This is a genomic window from Saccharopolyspora sp. NPDC045839, assembly GCF_056431645.1.
Genome location: NZ_JBWKKH010000023.1, coordinates 49,837 through 74,461 on the forward strand (window position 1 = coordinate 49,837; position 24,625 = coordinate 74,461).

Consider the following 24,625-nt stretch of genomic DNA (forward strand, 5'->3'; position numbering starts at 1 on the left):
GCGTCTCTTGTGGACGATGGTGGCACGCCGATGTCAAGCCGCCGTGTGTGCCAGCCAGTGATCGGCCAGGTTGCGGTCCCCGGTGATCGTGACCTGGTCGATCGGCAGTCGTCGGGTGAGCACCAGCAGCAGGTCCTTCGCCGGACCGGCCAGCGTCGTGTCCGCGGTGTCCGCGGTGTCCGTGGCACGCGTCCACCGAACGCCGTCGGAGGTTCGGGTGATCAGCCAGCCCAAGCCGGTGTCGGGGCGGAGCAGGAGGGTCTGGCCGGTGCCGCGCAGTTCGGCGAACGCCGGTTTGACCGGTGCGCAGCGTCGGTGGGCACCGCCGGTTCGACGCGGCAGCTGTCGACCGGCTGAACCTGGTCCGGAGGCTGCGCGGGCTCGGGTTGGGACTGCGGTCGATCGACGACGTCCTCACCGGCCGACGTTCCCTCGTCGATGCCGTGGCCGCCGAGCGGGCCGCGCTCGACCGCGAGGTGGCGACGCAGGCCTGGCGGCGCTCGGCGCTCCGCGCGGTCGAGGAGGCGCCATCCGCCGACCGTGCCGCGCGGCTCGAACTGCTTTCCGAGGTGCAGGACGGGTTTTCCGCGCACGATGCCCTCGTCCGCCTCTGGCGCCCGATGATCACCGGGCCGATCCCGCCGGACGCGGTCGGCATGTTCCTCGACATCAGCGCGCCGCGCCCGCCGGAACTGCCGAGCCCGGCGCAGGTCGTCGCGTACGCCGAGCTGACGATGCTCGCCGCCGACCGCGTGCTCGCCACCCAGCTGCGGGCCAGCACGCTCGTCGATCACGACCGGATCGCCGACCTCGGCGCGCTCCACGCCGCCGTCGCCGCGGCCTGCGAGCTGGCGTTCCCCCAGGTGGCGGAAGGGGTTCGGCCACAGCCGGGCCCCGCGCTCGACCGGTTCGTCGCGGCCCACGCCACAGCGCGCGGTGCCCGCGACACCCCGGAGTTCCGCCGTGCGCTGAACCAGCGCACCGCTGCCGACCGGCATCCGCGGCTGCGCCGCTACTGGCACCTCGCCGGCGAGATCACGGGCGAACCCGCGCCGGTCGGCGTCGCCCACACCTGGCTACTCGACGCCCTGCACCGCTCCGCGAGCTAAGAGCTCGTTCAGCATGGGCGGCCCATCCGAACGTGCCCGGCGCCTGACACCGGTTGGCGATTTCGCGCGAAATCGCCGCCCTGCCTCTCGGACGGCCACGTCTCACGAGTGCCCGCGCAGCATGTTGAGACGAACCCTGAATGCGGGCGTTCTCGGGCCTTGACGATGTCGCGCGTTCCCTTGCCGGTTGCGGTGGCGGCGTCGTTCGGTAGTTGCGGAATCAGCCCGTGGGTCGGGGTGTTGCAGGTGTCATGAAGCGCATCGGATTCCTGTCGTTCGGGCATTGGTCCGACACTCCGCATTCGCAGACCAGGACCGCCTCGGACTCGTTGCTGCAGGCCATCGACCTCGCCGTGGCGGCCGAGGAGCTCGGCGCCGACGGTGCTTTCTTCCGGGTGCACCACTTCGCCCGGCAGCAGGGCTCGCCATTCCCGCTGCTGGCCGCGATCGGAGCCAAGACCTCGCGCATCGAGATCGGCACCGGCGTGATCGACATGCGGTACGAGAACCCGATGTACATGGCGGAGGATGCCGGGGCGGCGGACCTGATCTCCGGCGGCAGGCTCCAGCTCGGCATCAGCCGCGGCTCGCCGGAGCAGGTGATCGACGGGTGGCGGTACTTCGGCTACCGGCCGAACGAGGGCGAGACCGAAGCCGACATGGCCCGCAGCCACACCGAGGTGCTGCTGAAGGTGCTGGAAGGCAAGGGGTTCGCCGAGCCGAACCCGCGCCCGATGTTCGCCAACCCGCCCGGGCCGCTGCGCATCGAGCCGCACTCCGAGGGGCTGCGGGAGCGGATCTGGTGGGGCGCCGCCTCCAACGGCACCGCGGTGTGGGCGGCCGAGCTCGGCATGAACCTGATGAGCTCGACCCTCAAGGACGACGAGGGCGGGGCGCCGTTCCACGTGCAGCAGGCCGAGCAGATCCGGGCGTTCCGCAAGGCGTGGGCCGGCGCCGGGTGGCAGCGCGAACCGCGCGTGTCGGTGTCGCGCAGCATCTTCGCGCTCACCAACGACCTGGACCGCGCGTACTTCGGCCGCGACAGCGGCGGCGCGGACCACGTCGGCTACATCGAGGAGAACACGCGGTCCATCTTCGGCCGCACCTACGCCGCCGAGCCCGACGTGCTGGTGCAGCAGCTGGCCGAGGACGAGGCGATCGCGGAGGCCGACACGCTGCTGCTGACCGTGCCCAACCAGCTCGGGGTGGACTACAACAGCCACGTGCTGGACAGCATCCTCACCCACGTCGCGCCCGCCCTCGGCTGGCGCTGACCGCCACCTGCCAGGTGACGGCTTCGGCCGCGAATCCCGCTGCCGAAGCCGTCCTCCGGCCCCGCACGTCCCCTCTCGACGGGGCCGGTCGAGGACGTCGGCGAACAGCGGTCCGCACGGCCAGGCGCGCCTTCCTGCCGGATTTTGAATGCGGTGATTGTCGCCCAAGAGAGGTAACTGAGCCGCTCTAACGGGTGATCAAAAACTGGACTTCTGTCCCGAATTTGAGTGCGACACACATTGATTTCTGCTGGTCAGGCGATGAATGGCCGGTCGCCGGACGCGCTGTTCCGCTTGCGTGGCGACCGCTGGAAACGCGGGGTAGCTTCCACGGGCGCTTGATCCTGATCAGGTGTTCGCACCGGCGCTTTCCGGCTGCGGTTCGCCGGAGCCCGCTGCGAGCGGTACGCCAGTGTGGCAAGGAGCCGATCATGAGCCTTCGTCGCATCGTCGTTAGCGGCACCGCACGCGCGGTGCGGCCGCTGATCGCCGTCGCGCCGGGCATGGAGTCCCCGCCGCTCATCGCCTGTGCGGGCACCGCGTCGGCCGAGCGCCCCGTCCACGTGACGGTCCTGGGCGCGGGGGTCGAGGTCACGGCCTCCGCCGAATTCCCCACCACGCCAACCGATTCCGCGCCAGGTTCGGCGGCCCGGGGAGTCGTTCCGCCCGGCCTCGCGTTGTCCTGGCCGGCGACGTAGCCGCTGGGCACGTAGGTCCACCTGTGGTGACCCGGCCGCAGATGGGAATTTCCGCATGGAAAGAGGAAAGAGGGGAAAACAATGCGATCTGTGCGCAAGATGGCCTTCAGGGCCGTGGTTCTCGCCGCCAGTGCCGGCCTGCTCGTCGGCGGAACGCCTGCGTCGGCCGACAGCGCCGACAACGACGGCATCAACATCGGCAACGACAACAACCTGAGCGTGCTGCCGGTCCAGCTGTGCGGCAACAACGTCGGAATTCTCGGTGCGGTGGTGCCCATCGGCTCCCCGCAGAACTCCGAGTGCACGAACGCGCCCATCGTGGATCGCCCCGGTGCGGACGAGCCGCCCGCGGCCGGGCCACCGGCGGATGAACCGCCGGCAGGTCAGCCGCCGGCGGAGCAGCCACCGGTGGGCCAGCCGCCCGCAGGTCAGCCGCCGGTGGTGCAGCCGCCGTCGGGTACGACTCCGTCGGCCGGGTCGCAGGGCGGGGCGGAAGACCTGCCGGTCGCGCCGACTCCGGTCGCCGTCGAGGGGCACCACGCGGTCACCGGCTGAAGCACCCTGGTCACCCCGCCGGCCACCTGCACGTGGGATCACTTCCCCGGCAGGTGGCCGGCGGGTTTCCTGCTCTCCTTGGTGGGGAAATGGCGGTACAGGGTGGCGGGGCCTACCCCGGCGCGCCGGGCGATCTCCCGCATCGGCACGTTCAGGCCTTCGGCGGCGAACACCGCACGAGTCGCGTCGAGGATGCGTTCGCGGTTGTCCCGGGCATCGGAGCGCAGGATGTGAGGCAAACGATCGGGCACGCTCTCACTTTGGCCAAACGGACGGCAGTGTCCGTTACTGTCCGCTGGCGAGTCCCGATCGATCCCAGTGCGCGGAGACGACAGTGAAAGCAGTTGCGGTGCAGGCGTTCGGAAGTCCCGAGGGTCTCGCAGTCATCGACCTCCCCACCCCGAGTCCCGCCGACGGTCAGGTGCTGATCACCACCGAGGCGATCGGCGTCGGCGGCGTCGACGCCGTGATCCGAAGCGGCGCACTCGGCGCCTACGGCTTCGAGGACGGTCACATCCTCGGTGGTGAGATAGCGGGCACCGTGGCCGCGGTCGGCGATGGTGTCGACACATCATGGGTCGGTCAGCGCGTGTGGGCCTTCGCCGGCGTGGGCGGCGGCTACGCCGAGCAAGCGATCGCCCCAGCCCAGCGGAAAATGGACGTTGGCGAAGTGTTCGGCAGAATCGTGCTCATGCCTGGGGGAGATAGCGCACGCTGCGGCCTGGCGGATGGCTCAGCCACCCGCTAGATCGCGCTCGAGCGAGAACACGACGAGGGCAGACGCGTTTCGCGTTCGGTGTGCGTTCCAAGCCGTCAACCCCAGCGGGGATGCGCTTGTTCGAGCGAACTCCACATAGGACAGTATCTCGGTCTGCTCGCGTAGTCCGTTCCGGAAGCCTTTGATCGGTTCGCTCCGGTCCAGGGGTCTGTCGGGGCGGTCGGCTCGTGAGCCGGATGCGTCAGCTCCCGTTGGGGAGCAGGCCTTCTGCGATGAGGGCTGCGTGTACCGCTTCGCCCAGGGTCTTTACCGCGCTCAGGGGGCGGACCATGACCGTGAACTCTTCGATCAGGCCGTTCTCGTCCAGTTGGATCAGATCGATTCCGTGGATCTGCTTGCCGTTCACCATCGAGCGGAAGATCAGCACGTGGGAGTCCGCCGCCGCGCCCGCCGCGGTCTCCGCCGTGCCCTGCAGCTCGCCGACGTAGCGGAACTCGTCGAAGACGCGCCGGATGAGGACGCCGAAGACGCCCAGGACCATGGCCCGCCCTTCGAACGGGCCGAACTTGATCGGGCTGAAGAACCTCGGCTCGGGCGCGAACAGCGCCTCCAGCGCGTTGACGTCGCGCTCTTCCACTGCGGTGCGGAAGCGGTCGATGGTATCCACGCGGGCTCCTTGGACAAGGATGTGATTAGTCCTAAAATTGACTATAGTTGGCGTGGGGCGGTCTCGGCTAGGGAGTGATGTGCGATGGCCTTGCGGCATGCGGTGCTGGCGGCATTGCTGGACGGCGAGTTCAGCGGTTACCAGCTGGCGAAGTCGTTCGACGTGGGGATGGCCAACTTCTGGCACGCGCTGCCGCAGCAGCTCTACTCGGAGTTGGCGAAGCTGGAGCAGGACGGGCTGGTCTCCGGCCGCGAGATCGTGCAGGAGACTCGGCCGAACAAGCGGCTTTTCGCGGTCACCGACGCGGGCCTGGCCGAGCTTCAGCGGTTCGCCGCCGCCCCGTCCAAGCCGTCGTTCATCCGCGACGATCTCCTGGTCAAGGTCGCGGCGGCCGATTCGGTCGATGCGGCCGAGCTGATCGGCCAGCTCGAGGAGCGCGCGGCGATCGCCGAGGCGAAGATCGAGCTCTTCGACAAGCTCCTGCGCAAGATGCGAGGCGAGCTCGACGAAGCGGAATTCCTTGCCAGTGCTGCGAAGATCGGTCCCTACCTGACGTGCTTGCGGGGGCGGCGGTTCGAGAGCGAGAACCGCGACTGGTGCAACGCGACCGCCTCGGTGCTGCGGGCCAGGGCGGGTGCCGATGTCCAGGGATGACCGCACTCCGCGCTACGCCCGGTTCGTGGCGCTCGGCGACAGTCAGACCGAAGGGCTCAACGACGGCGATGACGCGCGGGGATACCGCGGCTGGGCGGACCGCCTGGCCGAACAGCTCGCCGCCGTGAACCCGGACCTGCTGTACGCGAACCTGGCGGTGCGCGGGCGACTGGCCCACGAGGTGCGCGCGGAGCAGTTGTCGCCGGCGCTCGCGCAGGCCCCGGATCTGGTCACCGTCATGGCCGGGGTGAACGACCTGATCCGCCCGCGCTTCGATGCCGCGGTCGTGTGCGGCCACATCGAGCGCATGCTCAGCGCTCTCGCGGCCACCGGGGCTACCGTCGTCACCTTCACCTATCCCGACCCCGGGCAGCGCTTGCGGGCCGGGCGGCTGCTCACCGCGCGGACCGGGGACTTCAACGACCGGATCCGGGCGGCCGCGCAACGCCACGGGGCGGTGGTCGCGGACCTTTCGGCCCACGCCGTGACGTCCGATCCCCGGCTGTGGAGCGGTGATCGGCTGCACCTCAACGCCCTCGGCCACGCGCGACTGGCAGCCGCCGTCGCCCACGCCCTGGAACTTCCGGGCGGCGACGATGCGTGGAGCGAATCCCTTCCGGCGCAACAGGAATTGCCGGCGTGGCGGGTAGCCGAGGCGGAGCTCCGCTGGGTGGCGGGCTTCGTCGGGCCGTGGCTCGTGCGCCGCATGCTCGGCCGTTCGTCCGGCGACGGCCGCGAGGCGAAGCGCCCGAGGCTCGGTCCGGTGTCCGTCGGTGATCCGGTGAACATCGAATCCTGAGCGGTGCACCCCGCTGATCGGCACTGAGCGTACGTCATACGGTACTCTGTACTGAGAATTGGGACACCGGTGTTCTCCAGTTTCAATTGAAACTGGAGAACACCGGTGTCCGCGGGCCTCCGGGCGTGTACTGAGAAGCTGGGTGCGAGGGGAGACGCGGGTGCGGCTGGGGCGGTGCGCGATGGTGTTCGATCCGGCGGATCCGCCGCGGGCGGGCGCGTTCGTCGTCCACGACCCGGGCGGTGGTCCGCTCCCGGCCGACCTGACTTCGGGGGAGCCCGCGGAACCGGTGGTCACCCTGGTCGAGGGCGGCGCGGTCGTCGCTCGTAGAGTGCCCGCCCGTCGGATAGCAGTGGCGCAAGCCTTGCCGTTGCTCGCGGCGATGCGCGACGAGCGGGAGGCGCATCCATCGGCGGCCTTCCACTCCGCCGCGGCCGTGCTGGCATTGCACCTGGTCGCCCGTGGCCGCGTGCTGCCCGGCGTCTCGCCGGATGGGGTCGATGCCTGGCGGATCGGGCCGTTCGACGTCGCCGACGTCGAACGGCTCCGCGCGCTGGCCGCCGCGATGCCGGCGAGCGCGCGAGCGATGCCGCTGGATCCGGCCGCCGAACCGCTCGTGCTGCCGGATCCGGAGCGGCTGTTGCGCGGGTTCCTCGACGCGGTCGCCGACACGATGCCGCGCACGCCCGGCGCGGTGTGGCTCACGGGCGATCCGCGCTATGCCGCCGACGAACGCACGGCCGCCGACGAGGACCTCCGCGAGTGGGCGCGGCGGGTCGCCGTGGGCGTGGATGCCGGGCTCCGGGTCGCGTTGCGCCTCGAAGTCCGCGGCGAGTTCGGCACGAGCCCGTTCACAGCAGTGGTCCGGCTTCGGAACCTCGCCGATCCCACCCAGGTCGTGGACGCCGAGGCGCTGTGGGCGGGGGAGGGCCACGGGTTCGGCGAGCGCGCGACGTTCGAGGCCATGCTCGCGCTGCGCCGCGCCGCCCGGATCTGGTCGCCGCTGGAGAGCCTGCTCGCCGAAGCCGAGCCGGTCGAGCTGGAACTGGTCGACGAGGACGTGGAAGACCTGCTCGGCGGGGCCGAGGCGCGGTTGGCGGCGGCCGGGATCGACATCGAGTGGCCGCCGGAGCTGTCCCGGGAGCTCAACGCCCGGGTCGTCGTGTCGGCGCCGGGCGAGCAGCCCCGGGACGTCGCCGCCTTCCTGCGCGAGTCCTCGCCGCTGCCGCTGAGCTGGGAGCTCACGCTCGCCGGTGAGCCGCTCGCGAACGTCGAGATGGACGTCGTGGCCAAAAGCGGGCCGGTGGTGCGGATGCGCGAGCGATGGCTGCTGGTGGAGCCGGAGCTGGCGCGCAAGGCGCGCGAACGGGCCCTGCCGCCGGTGCGCGCGTACGAAGGTCTCGGCATCGCGTTGATCGGCAGCGCGGAGCTGCGTCCACCGCAATTTCCATTGAAATTGGACCTTCAATTTCAATGGAAATTGCGGAGCAACGAAGGCGACCGCGTCGAAGCCGTTGCGTCCGGCTGGCTGGGGACGCTGGTGGAGCAGGTGGCAGATCCCGACGGCGGTCCCGAACCGCTCGGCCAACCCGAGGCGCTGCACGCCACGCTGCGCGACTACCAGCAGCGGGGTCTGCGGTGGCTGCACCGGATGACCGCGCTGGGGTTCGGCGGCTGCCTCGCCGACGACATGGGTCTGGGCAAGACGATCATGCTGATCGCGCTGCACCTGCGCCGGGCGGCGGATCCGGCGACGGCGGGCGCGACACTCGTCGTCTGTCCCGCGTCGTTGCTGGGCAACTGGGAGCGGGAGATCGAGAAGTTCGCCCCGGGCACACCTGTGCGCCGGTTCCACGGATCCTCGCGGTCGCTGGCCGGGCTCGACGGCGGCTTCGTGCTCACCACCTACGGCACCATGCGCGCCGACGCGGCGGCCCTCGCCGGGCACCGGTGGGGGATGCTGGTCGCGGACGAGGCGCAGCACGTCAAGAACCGGTTGAGCGGTACCGCCAAGGCGTTGCGCGAGATCCCCGCGTCCGCGCGGGTCGCGATGACCGGTACACCGGTGGAGAACACCCTCGCCGAGCTGTGGACGATCCTCGACTGGACCACGCCCGGTCTGCTCGGCCGGATCGGGGATTTCCGGGCAAGGTGGGCGCGTTCGGTCGAGGAGGAGCGGGACAACCCGACCGCGCAACGGCTTTCCCGGCTCGTGCGGCCGTTCCTCTTGCGGCGCCGCAAGTCCGACCCGGGAATCGCCCCCGAACTGCCGCCGAAGACCGAGACCGACCACGTCGTCGCGCTCACGCCGGAGCAGGTCGCGCTCTACGAGCGCGTGGTGCGGGAGGTGATGGCCGAGATCCGGGACAGCAGGACCGAGATCGCCCGCCGGGGCTTGGTGCTCAAGCTGCTGGTCGGGCTCAAGCAGGTGTGCAACCACCCGGCGCACTACCTGAAGGAGAGCACCGGCCCCTCGGCCGCTCGGTCGGAGAAGCTGCAGCTGCTGGACGAACTGATCGGCACCATCCTCGCCGAGGGCGGCGCGGTGCTCGTGTTCACCCAGTACGTGCAGATGGCCAGGCTGCTGGAGAAGCACTTGGCCGACCGCGGCGTGCCCGCCCAGCTGTTGCACGGTGGCACCCCGGTGACTCGCCGCGACGAGATGGTGCGCCGGTTCCAGGCGGGTGAGGTGCCGGTCTTCCTGTTGTCGCTCAAGGCGGCCGGCACCGGTCTCAACCTCACCCGCGCCGACCACGTCGTGCACTACGACCGCTGGTGGAACCCCGCGGTCGAGGAGCAGGCCACCGACCGCGCGTACCGGATCGGCCAGACCAAGCCGGTCCAGGTGCACCGCCTGGTAGCCGGGGGAACGCTGGAGGAACGCATCGCCGTCCTGCTGGCGGGCAAGAAGGAGCTGGCCGACGCCGTCCTCGGCGGCGGCGAAGCCGCGCTCAGCGAGCTTTCCGACGCCGAGCTGCGGCGGCTGGTCGAGTTGAGGAGCACCTGACGTGTCCGGTTACGACTTCCTGCTCGGCTTCGACGACGAGGACGAGGAGGACGCGGCCGACGAGGTCGATCCGCACCGGCGTGCGATCACCTTTCCCGCGTTCCCGCCAGGGAAGCGGTACGGCAAGAAGTTCGCCGACACCTGGTGGGGCAACGCCTGGATCGAGGCGATGGAGGACACCGCGCTCGACCCGGAGCAGCTCAAGAAGGGCCGCAGGTACGCGTTCGCCGGCCAGGTGGGCGCGATCACCGCCGGCCCCGGCCGGATCTCCGCCCCGGTCCACGACGGCGACCACTACCGCCCGCACACCACGGTGATCCGGTTCCGCGAGCTGTCCGGCGCCGGCTGGGACCGGTTCCTGGACAGGGTCGCCGGCAATGCCGGGCACATCGCCGCGCTGCTCGACCGCGACATGCCCCGCGAACTGGTCCGCGCGGCCGACGACGCGGATGTGCGCCTGCTGCCGGGCTACGGCGATCTCGATCCCGAGTGCGGTTGTCCCGGTTGGGACAGCCCGTGCCGGCACGCGGCCGCATTGGCCTACCAGGTTTCCTGGCTGCTCGACCGGGATCCGTTCGTCCTGCTGCTGGTGCGAGGCCGGGGCGAGGACGAGCTGACCGAGGAGTTGTACCGGCGCAACGCCCGCCGCGCCGTGGACGCGAGCGCTGCTGCCTCGGCGGCGGGAACGCCTGCGGCGGAGGCGTGGTCGGCCGAACCGTCGGCCTTGCCCGACCCGCCGGGGCCGGTGTCGGCGGCTCCGCTGGACCTGGCTTCTTCGCTGGCGGACGTCGACGAGTCTCCGGTCGCTGCGGCCGCGATCGCCGTGCTCGCCGCGGATGCGGCGGACCGGGCGCGTTCGCTGCTGGCGGGTGCGCCCGTGGACGAGCCGGATCAGTGGACCGACGCGGTGCGGCTCGCCGCCCGGGCCGACCGGGACGACCTGCCCGGACGAGCGGGCCGCGCCGCTGCCCGGCCGGTGGACTTCACCCGCGCCGTGCACGCCTGGAAACTGGCCGGAAAGAGCGGTCTGGCAGCGCTGGAGGACGCGTGGATGCCGCCTCGCGAAGCATCGGCCCGTGCCCGGGTCGAGATCGACGACGCGTGGCGGGACATCGGCCTCGGCGAACCGCCAGAGGTGCGCGTGTGGCGCAACAGGTGGACGCTCGGGGATCACGGGGTGCAGCTGCGCCTCGGCCAGGATGGTCTTTGGAATCCCTTCAGCGCCGACGGGAAGGGGTGGATCCTCGCCGGTCCGCCCGTCCAGGACGTCGTCGAAGCGCTTGCGGAACTGCTGGACGGCGGCCGGGGCGGGATCTGATCAGGCGCGTTGTCGAGCACCGCTGTGTGCCGCGCGACTTCCAATTGGCCACAGTGGACTGTTGAGGTGCGGAGCTGGGAATCGTGCGATCGATCGCAGTGAGGGTCTTTCATCCTGGTGGGTCCGCAGCCGCGGGTCGTAAAGCTGCACGTCGCTGGGGTGTCGCATGCGCCGTAGGCGCGTAGCCCACCTACGGCACCCGCACCGCCACCCAATACGAGGTTGGAAGAACCTCAGTGGTTCTCGGCCGAATGGTCTGCACCAAATCCACAGTGGTGGCATGGTGGTGGGGAGACGGCCGTCCGGGGCGCTGGATCGGCTGTTCGTGAGGTTTTCGATGCCTGTTGATGTCCCTTTTCAGGGGTCTTGCGGGCAACCCTGGATCCGCTCGATATCTCGGGCGGCGGCGGAATTCTGTCTGGTTATTCACGTTTCGGTGCTCGACCGTGTCTGAAACGTTGTCTCGCGGCCGGCCGCAGTGGCCGGATTCGCGTCCGAAAGCCGTTCGGCCGCAGGGAAGTCCGTGATTCGGCCACGCGCCATGAAGACGCAGGTCCGGGTGCGCGCGGAGGCTCGTCGTCGTGCCCTCGCGGCACGTCGTCCATGCGGACGGAATCGCCGGAAACGGTCCGGTGCGAAAAGTCCCGAACACTACCACCGCGTCGGGCGTCGGTCGCGGGCGCTCCGCAGGTTGCCCTTTTGGGAAGTGAAGGTTTCGTGGACTCGACTTGGGTCTGCACGGCTGGTGGAATGCGCCGAACAGCTGGCTCGTGGGCTCTGCCGGGAACCGCTCGCTTGGCGGGCAACCCGCTGCGTTCCGGCGGAGTCCTCAAATCGGAGACGAGGATCAGTGACGCAAATCCTGCAAGGCGACGGCGAGCGCAGTGCTCAGGCGCCCGTCGACGCCGGTGACGAGGGGTACAGCAAGGCCCTCAAGCCCAGGCACATCAGCATGATCGCGATCGGCGGCGCCATCGGCACCGGCCTTTTCATGGGCGCGGGAGGGCGGCTGGCGACGGCCGGGCCCGCGCTGGCGATCGCCTACGCCGTGTGCGGTGTGTTCGCGTTCTTCGTGGTGCGGGCGCTGGGCGAGCTGATCCTGTACCGGCCTTCCTCGGGCGCGTTCGTGTCCTACGCGCGTGAGTTCATGGGCGAGAAGGGCGCTTACGTCGCCGGCTGGATGTACTTCGTGAACTGGGCGACCACCGGCATCGCCGACATCACCGCGATCGCCCTGTACGCGCACTACTGGTCGCTGTTCAGCCCGGTGCCGCAGTGGGTGCTGGCGCTGATCGCGCTGGCGGTGGTGCTGACGCTGAACCTGGTGTCGGTGAAGGTCTTCGGCGAGATGGAGTTCTGGTTCGCCATCATCAAGGTCGGCGCGCTGGTGCTGTTCATGGGCGTCGCGATCGTGCTGCTGGTGCTGGGCGACCCGATCGCGGGGCACCAGCCGGGCTTCAGCCTGATCGCCGATCACGGCGGGATCCTGCCCAACGGCCTGATCCCGCTGGTACTCGTGGTGCAGGGCATCGTGTTCGCCTACTCGGCCGTCGAGCTGGTCGGCGTCGCGGCGGGCGAGACGGAGAACCCCGCGAAGATCATGCCCAAGGCGATCAACTCGATCATGTGGCGGATCGGCATCTTCTACGTCGGTTCGGTCGTGCTGCTGTCGCTGCTGCTGCCCTTCAGCGCCTACCAGAAGGGCGAAAGCCCGTTCGTCACGGTGCTTTCCAGCATCGGCGTCCCGTGGGCCGGCGACGTGATGAACCTCGTGGTGCTCACGGCCGCGATGTCCAGCCTGAACTCCGGGCTGTACTCCACCGGCCGGATCCTGCGGTCGATGTCGGCGGCCGGATCGGCGCCGAAGTTCACCGGCCTGATGAACCGCAGCCAGGTGCCCTACGGCGGCATCCTGCTCACCGGCGCGGTGTGCGTGCTCGGCGTCGGCCTCAACATCGTGGTGCCCGGTGACGCGTTCGAGATCGTGCTGAACTTCGCAGCGGTCGCCATCATCACCACCTGGTCCATGATCGTGCTGTGCCACCTGCTGTTCGTGCGCAAGGCGAAGTCGGGCGAGGTGGAGCGGCCGTCCTACCGGCTGCCGGGCTCGCCGGTCACGCAGATCGTGACCTTGGCGTTCCTGGCGTCGGTGGTGGTGCTGATGTGGTTCGACGTCCCGGCCGGGCGGCTGACGCTGCTGTGCGTGCCGGTGCTGGTCGTGGTGCTGGTGATCGGCTGGTTCGCCGTCCGCAAGCGCGTGGACACCACCAAGGCGCTCGGCGAGAAGGTCTGAGGAGCGGCAGGAGCGGGAGCGGTCGCGGACCGCTCCCGCTCCTGCGGTTCGGAGGACGGGGCCTACGACCGGGTTGAAGCCGCGTCGCGCTCTGCCAGCCTCCTGAGGCGCGCCGCGTCGCGTTCTGGCCTGATCCACGGGGCCAGCAGGACCGCGCCCAAGCACATCGCGGCACCCATCCAGAGGAAGCCCTGCGAGTACCCGAGCCGGGGTTCCCCGGCGGCACCGACGATCCAGCCCATCAACAACGGCGCGAGCACACCGCCCAGGCTGTAGAAGGCGACGACCGCGTTGTAGACGGCACCACGCTGTTTCGGTGGCACGACGTCGGAAAGGGTTGCGAACGAGATGCTCACGGCCACCGAGTAGAGCGAGAACCCGAGGGCGACGAACACCATCTGCCCGATGCCGGAGCCGAGCAGGGAGAACAGCACCATCGACACGCCGTTGGCGGCGATGAGAGCGGCCCCGAAGAGCCCGCGGGCGAAGCGGCTCCGCACTCCCCGCGCACTCAGCCGCGAAGAGACCCAGCCGAAGAAGAAGTTCGCGCCGATCGACACCGCGTAGGGGAGGGTGACGAGGAACCCGGCGTCCTTCGGCGCGTAGCCGAGGCCTTCCGACAGGTAGAGCGGGAGCCAGGACACCTTCAGGGCCACGACGCAGTAGGCCAGCAGGGTCAGCACGGCGATGGCCGGCACGGTGGGTTGGGTCAGCAGCCGCAGCCAGGGCACCCGCCCGGGGAGCTCGGTTCGCGCGGGCTCTGCGGCCGCCTCGACCTCGTGCGCGCCCATCCCGCCGAGGAAGCGCCACGCGACGAGCCACAGCAGGGCCACCGGGATCAGCACGATGAAGGCCGCGTGCCAGCCGTGCTCGACGATCACCCAGGTCAGCGTCGGCGCGGCGATGAGCGGACCCAGCGACGACCCGGCGTTGACCACGCCGGAGGCGAGTGCGCGCTGGCGTGCCGGCACCCAGGAGTGGGCGATCGCGAGGGCGAGCCCGAAGGCCGGCCCCTCGGCGAAGCCGAGGAGCAGCCGGGAACCGAGGATGGTGGCGAAGTCCGACGTCGTGGTCAGGGGGATCAGCGTGAGGGCCCAGGCGACCATCAACCAGCTGATGATCTTGGTGGGCGGGACGCGGTTCGCCAGCGCGCCGATCGAGATCGCCCCTGCGGCGAAGAGCCAGAAGAAGGCGCTTTGCAGCAGCCCGAACTGCTCGGCGGTGATCCCGAGCTCCCGCCGCAGGTCCGCTCCGACGAACCCCATCACGGACTTGTCGGCGAAGTTGATGACCATGAACAGCATGCACAGCACCACAACTGTCCACGCTCTTCGCCTCGACGGACTTTTCTCATCCGCGAGCCCGGCGAGTCCGGTCGGCGGCGGCAGACGTCCTGGGGTCACGGGATCTCCTCCTTGAGCGGGTGTGGCGGGTCGCACGAGCTTCGTGCCGGCCCGGGTTCCGAACGACGCGCGGCAGGCTGAGCGAGCGATAGGGAGCGCCGATACATCGACGTCGGCGTCAGGAGTCGCCGCGACCGTGGACCCGGCTTCATCGCTCCGCGACGTCGGCCATCCGCTCGCGCCGATCCACCGCGGGTGATCGGCAGCAACGGAGGGGTGGTTCGCCGATGCCCGCCGCGGAACGGGTTCAGGCCGCGTTCGTCACCGCGGGCCGCTCGGGAGGTGCCGATCGGATACCAGCCGTCGGGTGATCTGGTTGGTGAGCACCTGGCTGGCGCCCTCTCCGATCCGGAGGATCCGGACGTCGCGGAACAGGCGGCTCACGATGTGGCCGCCGACGATCCCCTCGCCGCCGAGAACCTGCAGGGCCCGGTCGGCGACCCGGCTCGCCATCTCGCTGCAGAAGTACTTCGCGGCGGCCAGATCCGTGACCGGGATAGGACCCTCGTCGAACTGACCGGCTGCCTCGAGGACCAGCGCGCGCCCTGCTCGCACGTCGGTGTACATCTCGGTGAGCAGCGCCTGGACCTGGCCGAACTCGGCCAGCGGCCGGCCGAACTGCTGGCGACGGGTGGCGTGGGCCAGCGCCTCGTCCAGGCAGCGCGTGGCCTGGCCGACTCCGGTCGCCGCGATGTGGGTGCGGGCGTGGTTGAACCCGCGCAGCGCGGCCGCCAGCCCGGCGCCCTCGGCGTCGCCGAGCAGTGCGTCCGCCGGCACCTCGACGTCGTCGAACCAGATCTCGCAGGTCGGTGACCCCCGCCAGGACAGCATCTCGCCGACGGGGGCGGGCCGGACCCGCACGCCTGGTGCCCCGGCAGGCACCAGGAACATCGAAGTGCCTCGCGCGCCGTCGATCGCCGGGTCGGTCCGGGCGAGGACGAGCATCACGTCCGCGATCGAGGCGTTGGTGATGAAGCGCTTCTGCCCGTTGAGCACGTAGCGGTCGCCCCTGCGGACGGCGGTCGTGCGCACGGCACCGGCGTCCGAGCCCGCCTCGGGTTCGGTCACCGCGGCGGCGCCGGTGCAGTCGCCCGCCGCCATCGCGGGCAGGTACCGCAGCTTCTGCTCCTCGCTGCCGTGGTCCAGCAGCATTTGGGAGGCGAGCCCGATCGTGGTGGAGAAGCGCGAGCGGAACGCGCCTACGGTCTGCGTGAACTCGAAGGTGAGCCGGACCTGCTCCCGCATGGAGAACCCCAGACCGCCGTACTCCTTCGGGATCGTGATGGCGAACAAGCCGAGATCCTTCATCTCCTGGACGATTTCCGCCGGGATGACGCCGGTGTCGTCGACCTGGCTCTCGGCCGGTATCAGCGTCGTCCGGGTGAAGTCCCGGATCGCGGTCAGGTACTGCTCGAAGTCGAGCTCGCGGATCTTTTCGCGCATGGTGCCGTGTTCCGTTCCTCGTGCTGTTCGGTGTTTCCCTCAGATGACGCCGCGTTCCTCGTAGCGCCGGATCGCCGGGTCGTCCAACCCGAGGACTTCGCGGTAGATCTCGCGGCTGTGTTGCCCAAGCCCGGGTGCCGGCGCTATTTCCGGTGCGAACGCGGAGAACGAGGGAACGGGAGCCTGAACTGTCAGGTCGATGCCCAGTTCCTCGTCGCGAATGGTGGCCAGATTCCCGCGGTGCCGGATCTGCGGATCGGCCAGGATGTCCGCCACCGTGTAGATCTTCCCGTGCGGGATGTCGTGTTCCTCGAAGATCTCCATGACCTCGTCGAGCGTGTACCGCGCGGTGAACTTCGCGATTCGCTCGTCGACGAGCCGGCGGTTCTCCAGCCGGACGGCGTTGCTGTTCAGCGCCCGGAGCTCGTCGTCGTCCAGCAGATCGACGACCCGTCTCCACATCCGCTCGGTCGAGGCGGGGAGGATGACGTGCTTGCCGTCCGAGGTCGGGTAGACGTTGTTCGGGCAGATGTTGGGCTGTTCGTTGCCCATCCGCTCCTTGACGACCCCGGTGCCGGAGTACCCGACGATGATGTCCTCGGTGAGCCGCAGCAGCGGCTCGTAGAGAGCGAGGTCGACCAGCTGCGGTTCGCCGGTGAGGTCGCGGTGCCGCAGGGCGAGCATGATCGACAGCGCGCCGTAGATGCCGCTGACCCCGTCCGCGAGGGGATAGCCGGCGAATACCGGCGGGCGATCCGCGTATCCGGTCGTGTAGGTCAGCCCCGACATCGCCTCGGCCACCCGCGCGAAGCCGGGACGACCGCTGTAGGGCCCGCTCCTGCCGAATGCCGTGAGGTGGAACATCACGACCTTCGGATTGGCGGCCTTCAGGTCCTCGAAGTCGAGGCGCCACTCCGTGAGTTTGGCCGGACGGAAGTTCGTCACCACCACGTCCGCCTGCTCGACGAGCTTCAGCAGCAAATCCCGGCCGTCCGCGGTGTGCAGGTCGAGGGTCACCGAGCGCTTGTTGCGGTTCGTCACCCGCCAGTGCAGCGACTGGGAGTCCCGGTAGGGCGCGAAGCTCCGGGTCGGATCGCCGACACCGGGTTGCTCCACCTTGATCACATCCGCGCCGAACTCCGCGAGGAGCGTCGCCGCGAACGGTGCCGCGAGAACCGTCGCGATGTCCAGCACCCGCACCCCCTGGAGCGGCAGGACGGGCTTTCCCCCGGAACCGTTGACCGTCATCGGCTGTGCTCCTTCCCATCGTGACCCCCAGAGATGACCACGTGGGCTACCTCGGAACAACGCGCGCCCGGCTATGCTGGTGATAGGTGCGGCCTATCGGTATGCCTTCGCCGCCCGGTTAACATGCGCGAGTGCGACTGACCCAGCTCCACTACCTGGACAGCGCGGTCCGCCTCGGATCGCTCCGCGCCGCGGCGACCCATCTCGATGTCAGCCAGCCGACGCTGAGCGAGCAGATCCGGGCCTTGGAGGAGGAACTCGGGGTAGTCCTGCTCGCGCGCGGCCGGACCGGGGTGCGGCTCACGCCTGCCGGGGAGACGGTGCTCGGCAGCGTGCGCAGCCTGCTGGCAGCCGAGACCGCCATCCACCAACAGGCCCGCGCCATCGCCGAACTCTCCCGGGGGATCACGCGCATCGGGTCCATCAGCGCGGTGGCGAGGTCGTTCATGCCGGTGGTGATGGCCCGGCTGGTGGCTCGCCATCCTGGCCTGCAGTTCCAGATCCTCGAGAGCGGGTCGACGGACATCCGGCGCGACGTCCTGTCCGGCGCACTCGATCTCGGCGTCATCGCACGCCGGACCGATCAGCAGGACGGCAGCCTCGACGGCCTGCACGTGGTTCCGCTCCGGGAGACGCGCATCCTGACCTGTCTCCCGAAGGGACATCCGCTGAGCGTCGAGGATTCCGTGTCGATCACCCAGCTGATCCAGCACCCCCTCGTCCTGTTCCCCCGCAATTTCGTGCTGCGGCGGATCGTCGAGGAGTTCTTCGACAGCCGACCGGTCCCGATGGTCGTCCAGGCCGGCACCGTCGACACCCTCCACGCCATGGTGTCAGCCGGGCTCGGCATCGGCCTGGAGGCCGAACTGGGCAACAAACTGGTCCGATCTCAAAGCGACGTCGTCACGCGCCCGTTCGAAGGCCCGCCGCAGAGCCTGCAGATCTGCCTGATCTACCGCAGCTCCGTCAAGCCGTCGAGCTCCGCGACGGCGGTGATCAAGCTCATCAGGACGGCCGCGGGCAAGTGGCGTGACGAGGAGGTGTGATGCGGCGGACGGCGCGATCCTTTCCTCCGCCTGGACGGGTGGCCGAGGATGAGGCCATCTCCCGCAGGCGGCGCTACCCGGATCACTGACGGCGGAAGTCGAGCACCGGGAGCCGGCTCCCGCACGAGGCGCGGCGGTCGATCACCGTCCACTTCGGACTATTATGGCCCGCCGGGCAGGGCTGGAAGAAGTACTGATGCAGCGCGGAAAGAAGCTGTCAGGCTTGCACGCCGCGGTAGCCGACCGGGCTGTCGGTGGGGGCGGCGTAGCGGCCAAGGCGTGTGCGGGGAGCTTCCGGGTTCCTCTCGCGGGCGGCCTGCAAGAGGGCGAAGAAGGGGATGTCGCCTCCTCCGTCGCGGACGGCGGGCTGCACGACGTGCGGGCGGAGGAGGTAGATGTTCCGCTCCACTTCCTCCGGCGGAAGCCCTTCGGCGGGCTCCCGGTACCGCCAGACTCCGGAGCGGTTGCGGATCCCGACCTCCCCGGCGTACCAGATGGCGCCTTGCACGAAAGGCGCGTCCTCGTCCTGCTTGAACGCCTCGCCGCCGGGGTACCGCTCGGTGACCAGGCGCCCGAGGACGTCCAGCGATGCGGGGGAGAAGTCCCAGGCGGCCTTCTCGACGCCCGTGTCCGCCACCCACGCGTCGAACTGCGCGATCCGGGCGGCCAGCCATCCTGCCAGCCACGGGTGCTGGTCCTCCGAACCCCACGGGTCCAGGCCAGGGGTGGGTTCCTTGACCGGCTTCCACCCCGGATGCCCGGCCTGCCGTTCGAGCACGGCGTGCCGCAGCATGTCGGCGACTCCGGTGAACACGCCGAACACCGGGCTTTCCAGCGCTTCCACGATGAGGTTCAGCGGGTCGACCGGCTCCAGGTGCAGTTCCGGGTCCGGGAGAACCACGGGGCGCTCGTCGGCGGCCCAGCCCCACCGCCCGCCGGCGGTCATCATCAACGACTCGCCGAGGTAGGCCATCGCCCCGCGCAGGAAGTCCGCGGCATCGGGGCCGTCCTCGGGCCGGTAGGAGTTGACGAGCGCTTCTTCCAGCACCAGCAGGGAATCCGCGGACATGTCGGGCTGGAACTCGAATTCCTGGTCCACGTGCCAGGTGTCGAGGCGCATCACCAGGGGCTGGACATCGTCGATCCACTGGCTCAGCTCGTCCCCGGACGTGCTCGGTGCTGCGGAAGCGCTGACGGGCATGACGATCACTCTAGGGACGCTCGCCGACATCCGGGGCTGAATCGGCTGATGTCGCGCTGCTGGGGACCGCAGCGGACCAGGCCGCGGAAAGTGCGGGCGCTGCGCTGAGGAGGAACGAAAACGGCAGAACCGGGCCCGGATGCGGTGAGCGTGATCGTCGGACGGCGATCACGAGGTCAACCCGGATTCGACGGGAAATCCATTCGTGCCACCGGATTTCATCGCCATTTCATCGATGCCGGAAACGGGCGCCCGGGAATTCCCGGGAACGGGCTACGGCTCGATGAGCCCGGTCCGGATGGCGTAGCGGGTGAGTTCGAGGCGGTCCCGCAGCCCGAGCTTCTGCAGCAGGTTGGCGCGGTGCCGTTCGACCGTCTTGATGCTGATCACGAGCAGGTCGGCGATCTCCTTCGACGAGTGGCCCTCGGCGACCAGCTTGAGGATCTCCTCCTCGCGGCGGGTGATGACCCTGGTGCTCGACTCCTCATCGGCGGCGTGGTCGAGGTAGTTGCGGATCAGCGCCGTGATCGCGCCGGGGTAGAGGAAGGGTTCGCCGCGCATGGCGGCGCGGCACGCCTCGACGAGGTCGCGGTCCGCGACGGATTTCAGCACGTACCCGGACGCACCGGCCTTGAGGGCTTCGAAGAAGTACTGCTCGTTGTCGTACATGGTCAGGATGAGGATGCGCAGATCGGGGTGGCGGCGGGAAAGCTCGGCGGTCGCCTGCAATCCGGTGAGCCGGGGCATGGCGATGTCGAGGATCGCGAGGTCGGGCTCGTCGGTGCGGGCCTTCTCGATCGCCTCCGCGCCATCACCCGCCTCGGCGACGACGACCAGGTCCGGTTCGTTGTCGAGGATGAGCCGGACCCCGCGGCGGACCAGGGCGTGATCGTCGGCGAGCAGGATGCGGGTCTTCGTCGCGTCAGACATGCGCAGGTGCTTTCGTCGAGGTGGGCACGTGCAGGCGCACCTCGGTGCCGCCCCCGGGGCGGGCGCCGAGGGTGAGCTCGGCGCCGATGAGCAGCGCTCGTTCCCGCATGCCGCGAATGCCCGCGCCTTCGGCGGCGCCGCCGATCCCGCGGCCGTTGTCGCGGACGTACAGCTCGACCGCGGTCGGGCTGCGCAGCAGCGAGAGATCGAGGCGGGTGGCGCGGGCGTGGCGCACCGTGTTGGTGAGGCCTTCTTGCGCGACCCGGTAGAGGACCAGTTCGACGGCGCCGCCGAGATCGGGCAGGTCGTTGTCGACGTGGCAGCGCGCGGTGAGCCCGCTGTGCGGCAGGACCTCGGTGGTGAGCGCCTTGAGCGCGCTGACCAGCCCGAGTTCTTCCAGGACACCGGGGCGCAGCCGGCGGGCGATGCGGCGGATCTCCTCCAGGCTGCCGCGGGTGATCTCCTGGACGTGGTGCAACGCGGTCGCGACGGAGTCCGGGGAGTCGTCCGCGACCCGCTTGAGTTCGAGCAGGACCGCGGTGAGGGTCTGGCCCACCTCGTCGTGGAGTTCCTGCGCGATGCGGTGGCGCTCGGCTTCCTGCGCGGACAGGGCGACCGCGCTGCTGGTGGCGCGCTCGGCTTCGAGCCGGTCGAGCATGGTGTTGAAGGTCCTGATCAGGTCGGCGACCTCCCCGCTGCCGGTGACTTCGGGGCGGGAGCCCGGGCGCAGCGGGTCGATCGCCCGCATCGCTCGGGCGAGCCGCCGCAGGGGCGCCAGCCCGGCGCCCAGCAGGACGGCGTTGATCAGCAGCATCGCCGCGAGGCCGGCGGCCAGGATCAGGGCCTCGGTGACGAAGAACGGGGTGGAGACGGTGGCCGGCCCCCACAGGAGCAGCGCGGCGCCCGCGATCAGCACCGCGGTGTTGAGCAGGAACAGCCTCCAGAACAGGGACACGATGCCCGGCCTCCTCGCCTGTCGCTGTGCCCACTATCGCGCAAGTTCGTGCGCCCGTCGTGCGCTCGACCAGCGCCTTCGCTCGCCAGTGCGCCCCAGCTTGTCGGCGTCGCGTCGGTGCTGTCCATCCGGGAGCTCACCCACGCGAAGCACCGGGGCGGGCCGTGGCGGCGGACCCGATTGCATGATCGGCACCCCGGGAAATGGGTGTCGCCGGGGATGGCGTCCATGCGGGGCGGTCGGAGAGCCTCAGAACGTCACCGCCACGCGCGAGACGAAGGAGCGCTCTCGGGGGAAGGACCAGCCATGGCACCCATCGGATCACGGCGGCCCGCAGGTCCCGCGAAGCAGGCCGCCGGCCGCCCACCAGCGGCGACCCGTCCGGAACACGACCACCGGCCGGCGACCGACCGGGTCGTGCTGGCCATCGCGCTCGGGGCGATCGGGGCGGGTCTCGTGCTCGGACACGCCCTGCTCCTCGTGGGTGGCCTCGTCCTCGCCGCCTCCATCGGGCACCTCGCCTGGCGGCCGAACCCCTGACGGGCACGAGCCCGGGGCGAACCGTGGGATGCGCCGACACCGGCCCGGTCGACCGGGTGGCCCCCGCCGCGGATGACGGGGAGGCGCGGCCGTGACCACCGCCCTGACGATCCTCGTCTTCCTGACCGCGTTCGTGCTGATCGCCACCGAACGCGTTCACCGGGTCGCCGCCGCGCTCGGCGGGGTCGCCGTCATGGTGCTGCTGGGCGCGGTGGACGCCCACAGCGCGTTCTTCAGCGAGAAGACCGGCATCGACTGGAACGTGATCTTCCTGCTGCTGGGCATGATGATCACGGTCAGCGTGCTCAAGCACACCGGGGTCTTCGACTACCTCGCCATCTGGTCGGCCAAGAAGAGCCGTGGCCGGTCCTTCCGGCTGATGGTCATCCTGGTGCTGTTCACCGCCGTCGTCTCGGCATTCCTCGACAGCGTCACGGTCATGCTCCTCATCGCACCGATCACGCTCGCGGTCTGCCGACGACTCCGGCTCCCGGTCGTGCCCTTCCTGATCGCCGAGGTCCTCGCCGCGAACATCGGCGGCACCGCCACCTTGATCGGCGACCCGCCGAACATCATGATCGGCAGCCGGGCAGGCCTGTCGTTCGCCGACTTCCTGATCAACCTCGCGCCCATCACCGTCGTCCTGCTCGCGGTCTTCATCGCGCTGTGCCGGGTGCTGTTCCGCAAGGCGTTCCTGGACGCGGAAGAGCACATGGCCGAGATCATGGAGCTGGACGGCAAGGACACCATCCACGACCACCGGCTGCTCCGGCGCTGCCTGGTCGTGGCGGGCGCGGTCGTGATCGCGTTCGTCCTGCACGGCCCGATCGGCATCGACCCCGCGTTCGTCGGACTGCTCGGCGCCGGGCTCATGGTGCTCGTCTCGGGCACCACCACCAAGCAGTTCCTCCAGGAGGTCGACTGGTCCACCCTCGTGTTCTTCATGGGGCTGTTCGTGATGGTGGGCGGGCTGGTCGACGCCGGCGCGATCGACACCCTCGGCCGCGCCGCGATCGACCTGGTCGGCGACGACTACCTGCTGGCCGCGGTGGGGCTGATCATCGGTTCCGCGGTGGTCGGCGGCGTGATCGACACCATTCCGTTCGTGGCGACCACGATGCCCATCGTCGAGGAACTCGTGGCCACCGTGCCCGATCCGGACATCGGCCGGGCGCTGTGGTGGTCGCTCGCGCTCGGGGCCGACCTCGGCGGCAACGCCACCGCGATCGGCGCGAGCGCCAACGTCGTCGCCATCGGCTGGGCGGCCCGAAACGGCCATCCCATCGGCTTCTGGGAGTTCACCAAGTACGGCCTCGTGGTCACCGCGGTGACCATCGCCCTGGCCACGCTCTACGTCTGGCTGCGGTACTTCGCGCTGTAGGTGGTGTGCCGGTGTCGACGGGCGGCACCGGCACAGCCGCCCGGGTCACAGGGTCGGCCGCCATCTGCTCGAAGGACCGCTGGGACCCGGCGTACTGCGAGAGCCGTCGGTCGATCCCGAGGTCGTCGACGCGGTGCTTCCTGGGCTGCGGAAGGCTGAGCCGGCCGCCGCGCGACCTGCGGCGAATGCCCGGCCCGGGACATGATGAAGGCCCGCCGGGGGAGCGGCGGGCCTTCATCGGTTCTCGGTGATGGGTGCTGTTCGTCAGGCGGCGTAGCCCTTGGGCTCGATCAGCGAAGCGAGCTGGTCGAGGCTCAGCCAGTAGTCCTCGATCCCGCTGAACCGCGCCGGGTCGGAGATGTGCACCGTCTTGTCCGCCGCGTTGTAGCCGACGATCGCCACGTAGTGGTAGATCGTCTGGCTCGACGGGTAGCCGGGCGGCTGGTTGCCGGGCGCCGCGACGATGTTGGCCACCATCGCCTTGCCGTCGGTGACGTTGCGGACGGTGTCCGACCACAGCTGCTCGGTCATCTCCGGCGTCAGCGAGCGGTCGCTCCAGTCCCGGGCGACGTACTGGGTGCCGGTTCCCGCGAGGTGCTTGTTGAGCCCGTCGACGACCTGGCCGATGGTGTCCGTGCCGTTCTCGGTGGTGCCGAGTTCGTCGGCCATCGTGCCCTGGTCCGGCAGCGCGTCGGTCTTGCTGGACAGCGCGATGCGGGCCGCCGTGGGGCCGCACCAGTAGCTGGTCTTCTGCTTCTGGTAGTCGACGTCGAGGGACTTGGTGACCGGCGGCGGCGGGGCGGCCGGAGCCGGGGGAGCGACGGGGGCTGCCGGGGCCGGGGGGACGGCCGGGGCCGGAGGGGCCGCCGGGGCTGGGAGAGCGGCCGGGGCTTCGGGAGCCGGAGCGGCGGCCGGGGCCAGCGGAGCTTCGTTGCCGACGGGCCGGATCTGCACGGGGTTCGGGGCGGCCTGATCCGGGCCTGCGCCGGCCAGCAGCGGCTGACCGACCATCACGAGCGCGCCACCGGCGACGACCACCGGGAGCACCTTGCCGGACACCTTGCCGATGCGGGCGGCACCGCCCGCCTTCGGGCCGAACTTGTCAACGAGTGCGCGGACTGCGGCCTTCGGGGTGCGGCCGCCCGCGTTGCCATGCTTGTGCACGTGCGCCTTTCCAGGTCGGGGAAGATCCGGGCAACACCGCCGGGGTGCGGTGGCCTCTCGGGGCGAGGCGTCGTGACCGGACCGTGATGTACAGCCACTAGCAACGTAACTAAGGGTCACCGAGGCTTCAACGTGTCACCTGATCAGGTCGGTATTTGACCGGGGTTGACTCCGCTCCGTAGTGGTTGGCGCTGATCGGTCGATAACTGCCCGGCAATTCCA

21 protein-coding genes and 2 pseudogenes are annotated in these 24,625 nt (G+C 70.0%); 13 read left to right on the forward strand and 10 right to left on the reverse strand.

What is annotated here, in order from left to right:
- Nucleotides 1-33: 33 nt before the first annotated feature.
- A complete protein-coding gene (locus tag AC07EQ_RS27925; protein WP_478390841.1) occupies nucleotides 34-234 on the reverse strand; it encodes a hypothetical protein in 201 nt (66 codons plus the stop codon).
- Between the two features lie 68 nt (nucleotides 235-302).
- Between AC07EQ_RS27925 and AC07EQ_RS27930 the strand changes: the two genes are divergently transcribed.
- The 4 genes from AC07EQ_RS27930 to AC07EQ_RS27945 all read left to right on the forward strand — a co-directional run bounded on the left by AC07EQ_RS27930 (nucleotide 303) and on the right by AC07EQ_RS27945 (nucleotide 3,636).
- Complete coding sequence (locus AC07EQ_RS27930) at nucleotides 303-1,109, forward strand: MerR family transcriptional regulator (RefSeq protein WP_478390842.1); 807 nt, start codon at nucleotides 303-305, stop codon at nucleotides 1,107-1,109.
- 251 nt (nucleotides 1,110-1,360) lie between these two features.
- Entirely contained in the window at nucleotides 1,361-2,383 is a 1,023-nt protein-coding gene (locus AC07EQ_RS27935; RefSeq protein ID WP_478390843.1) for an LLM class flavin-dependent oxidoreductase, read from the forward strand.
- A gap of 431 nt (nucleotides 2,384-2,814) precedes the next feature.
- Nucleotides 2,815-3,081 (forward strand): hypothetical protein, encoded by a 267-nt coding sequence (locus AC07EQ_RS27940; protein WP_478390844.1) that lies wholly within the window; start codon nucleotides 2,815-2,817, stop codon nucleotides 3,079-3,081.
- Between the two features lie 81 nt (nucleotides 3,082-3,162).
- Nucleotides 3,163-3,636 carry a hypothetical protein gene (locus AC07EQ_RS27945; RefSeq protein ID WP_478390845.1) on the forward strand — a complete coding sequence of 158 codons (474 nt, stop codon included), beginning with the start codon at nucleotides 3,163-3,165 and terminating at the stop codon, nucleotides 3,634-3,636.
- Between the two features lie 74 nt (nucleotides 3,637-3,710).
- On the opposite strand, the pseudogene AC07EQ_RS27950 reads toward AC07EQ_RS27945, so the two are convergent.
- Nucleotides 3,711-3,875: pseudogene (locus tag AC07EQ_RS27950) on the reverse strand (helix-turn-helix domain-containing protein); the annotation flags it as partial.
- A gap of 95 nt (nucleotides 3,876-3,970) precedes the next feature.
- On the opposite strand from AC07EQ_RS27950, the pseudogene AC07EQ_RS27955 reads away from it, so the two are divergent.
- Nucleotides 3,971-4,282 (forward strand): annotated as a pseudogene (locus AC07EQ_RS27955) (alcohol dehydrogenase catalytic domain-containing protein); the annotation flags it as partial.
- A 313-nt stretch (nucleotides 4,283-4,595) separates the two neighbouring features.
- On the opposite strand, the gene AC07EQ_RS27960 reads toward AC07EQ_RS27955, so the two are convergent.
- A complete protein-coding gene (locus AC07EQ_RS27960) occupies nucleotides 4,596-5,021 on the reverse strand; it encodes a nuclear transport factor 2 family protein (protein ID WP_478390846.1) in 426 nt (141 codons plus the stop codon).
- An 84-nt stretch (nucleotides 5,022-5,105) separates the two neighbouring features.
- On the opposite strand from AC07EQ_RS27960, the gene AC07EQ_RS27965 reads away from it, so the two are divergent.
- The 5 genes from AC07EQ_RS27965 to AC07EQ_RS27985 all read left to right on the forward strand — a co-directional run bounded on the left by AC07EQ_RS27965 (nucleotide 5,106) and on the right by AC07EQ_RS27985 (nucleotide 13,092).
- Entirely contained in the window at nucleotides 5,106-5,675 is a 570-nt protein-coding gene (locus AC07EQ_RS27965) for a PadR family transcriptional regulator (RefSeq protein WP_478390847.1), read from the forward strand.
- Nucleotides 5,662-6,474, forward strand: coding sequence for an SGNH/GDSL hydrolase family protein (locus tag AC07EQ_RS27970; protein WP_478390848.1), 813 nt, complete (start codon nucleotides 5,662-5,664; stop codon nucleotides 6,472-6,474). Before AC07EQ_RS27965 ends, AC07EQ_RS27970 begins: the two co-directional genes overlap by 14 nt.
- Before the next feature lie 181 nt (nucleotides 6,475-6,655).
- Entirely contained in the window at nucleotides 6,656-9,481 is a 2,826-nt protein-coding gene (locus AC07EQ_RS27975) for a DEAD/DEAH box helicase (protein ID WP_478390912.1), read from the forward strand.
- A gap of 1 nt (nucleotide 9,482) precedes the next feature.
- On the forward strand, nucleotides 9,483-10,799 hold the full coding sequence (locus AC07EQ_RS27980; protein WP_478390849.1) for an SWIM zinc finger family protein: 1,317 nt from the start codon (nucleotides 9,483-9,485) through the stop codon (nucleotides 10,797-10,799).
- A 952-nt stretch (nucleotides 10,800-11,751) separates the two neighbouring features.
- Nucleotides 11,752-13,092 (forward strand): amino acid permease, encoded by a 1,341-nt coding sequence (locus AC07EQ_RS27985; RefSeq protein ID WP_478390913.1) that lies wholly within the window; start codon nucleotides 11,752-11,754, stop codon nucleotides 13,090-13,092.
- 62 nt (nucleotides 13,093-13,154) lie between these two features.
- On the opposite strand, the gene AC07EQ_RS27990 is transcribed toward AC07EQ_RS27985, so the two are convergent.
- The 3 genes from AC07EQ_RS27990 to AC07EQ_RS28000 all read right to left on the reverse strand — a co-directional run bounded on the left by AC07EQ_RS27990 (nucleotide 13,155) and on the right by AC07EQ_RS28000 (nucleotide 17,186).
- Nucleotides 13,155-14,495, reverse strand: coding sequence for an MFS transporter (locus AC07EQ_RS27990; RefSeq protein ID WP_478390850.1), 1,341 nt, complete (start codon nucleotides 14,493-14,495; stop codon nucleotides 13,155-13,157).
- A gap of 261 nt (nucleotides 14,496-14,756) precedes the next feature.
- The gene (locus AC07EQ_RS27995; RefSeq protein ID WP_478390851.1) at nucleotides 14,757-15,938 is read right to left on the reverse strand and encodes an acyl-CoA dehydrogenase family protein; all 1,182 of its coding nucleotides are present in this window, start codon (nucleotides 15,936-15,938) and stop codon (nucleotides 14,757-14,759) included.
- A gap of 39 nt (nucleotides 15,939-15,977) precedes the next feature.
- Complete coding sequence (locus tag AC07EQ_RS28000; RefSeq protein ID WP_478390852.1) at nucleotides 15,978-17,186, reverse strand: CaiB/BaiF CoA transferase family protein; 1,209 nt, start codon at nucleotides 17,184-17,186, stop codon at nucleotides 15,978-15,980.
- 131 nt (nucleotides 17,187-17,317) lie between these two features.
- Between AC07EQ_RS28000 and AC07EQ_RS28005 the strand changes: the two genes are divergently transcribed.
- Complete coding sequence (locus AC07EQ_RS28005) at nucleotides 17,318-18,232, forward strand: LysR family transcriptional regulator (RefSeq protein WP_478390853.1); 915 nt, start codon at nucleotides 17,318-17,320, stop codon at nucleotides 18,230-18,232.
- 217 nt (nucleotides 18,233-18,449) lie between these two features.
- Here AC07EQ_RS28005 and AC07EQ_RS28010 read toward each other — a convergent pair whose 3' ends face one another.
- The 3 genes from AC07EQ_RS28010 to AC07EQ_RS28020 form a co-directional block, all read right to left on the reverse strand.
- Nucleotides 18,450-19,433: a hypothetical protein gene (locus tag AC07EQ_RS28010; protein WP_478390854.1), complete on the reverse strand. Its 984-nt coding sequence runs from the start codon at nucleotides 19,431-19,433 to the stop codon at nucleotides 18,450-18,452.
- 273 nt (nucleotides 19,434-19,706) lie between these two features.
- Nucleotides 19,707-20,363, reverse strand: coding sequence for a response regulator (locus AC07EQ_RS28015; protein ID WP_478390855.1), 657 nt, complete (start codon nucleotides 20,361-20,363; stop codon nucleotides 19,707-19,709).
- Nucleotides 20,356-21,318, reverse strand: coding sequence for a HAMP domain-containing sensor histidine kinase (locus AC07EQ_RS28020; RefSeq protein ID WP_478390856.1), 963 nt, complete (start codon nucleotides 21,316-21,318; stop codon nucleotides 20,356-20,358). The genes AC07EQ_RS28015 and AC07EQ_RS28020 overlap by 8 nt, the downstream gene beginning before the upstream one ends.
- 306 nt (nucleotides 21,319-21,624) lie before the next feature.
- Between AC07EQ_RS28020 and AC07EQ_RS28025 the strand changes: the two genes are divergently transcribed.
- Together AC07EQ_RS28025 and AC07EQ_RS28030 are read left to right on the forward strand one after the other, a co-directional pair.
- Nucleotides 21,625-21,858: a hypothetical protein gene (locus tag AC07EQ_RS28025; RefSeq protein ID WP_478390857.1), complete on the forward strand. Its 234-nt coding sequence runs from the start codon at nucleotides 21,625-21,627 to the stop codon at nucleotides 21,856-21,858.
- A gap of 91 nt (nucleotides 21,859-21,949) precedes the next feature.
- Complete coding sequence (locus AC07EQ_RS28030; RefSeq protein WP_478390858.1) at nucleotides 21,950-23,239, forward strand: ArsB/NhaD family transporter; 1,290 nt, start codon at nucleotides 21,950-21,952, stop codon at nucleotides 23,237-23,239.
- Nucleotides 23,240-23,503: 264 nt separating this feature from the next.
- Here AC07EQ_RS28030 and AC07EQ_RS28035 read toward each other — a convergent pair whose 3' ends face one another.
- The gene (locus AC07EQ_RS28035; protein WP_478390859.1) at nucleotides 23,504-24,403 is read right to left on the reverse strand and encodes a C39 family peptidase; all 900 of its coding nucleotides are present in this window, start codon (nucleotides 24,401-24,403) and stop codon (nucleotides 23,504-23,506) included.
- Nucleotides 24,404-24,625 lie beyond the last annotated feature (222 nt).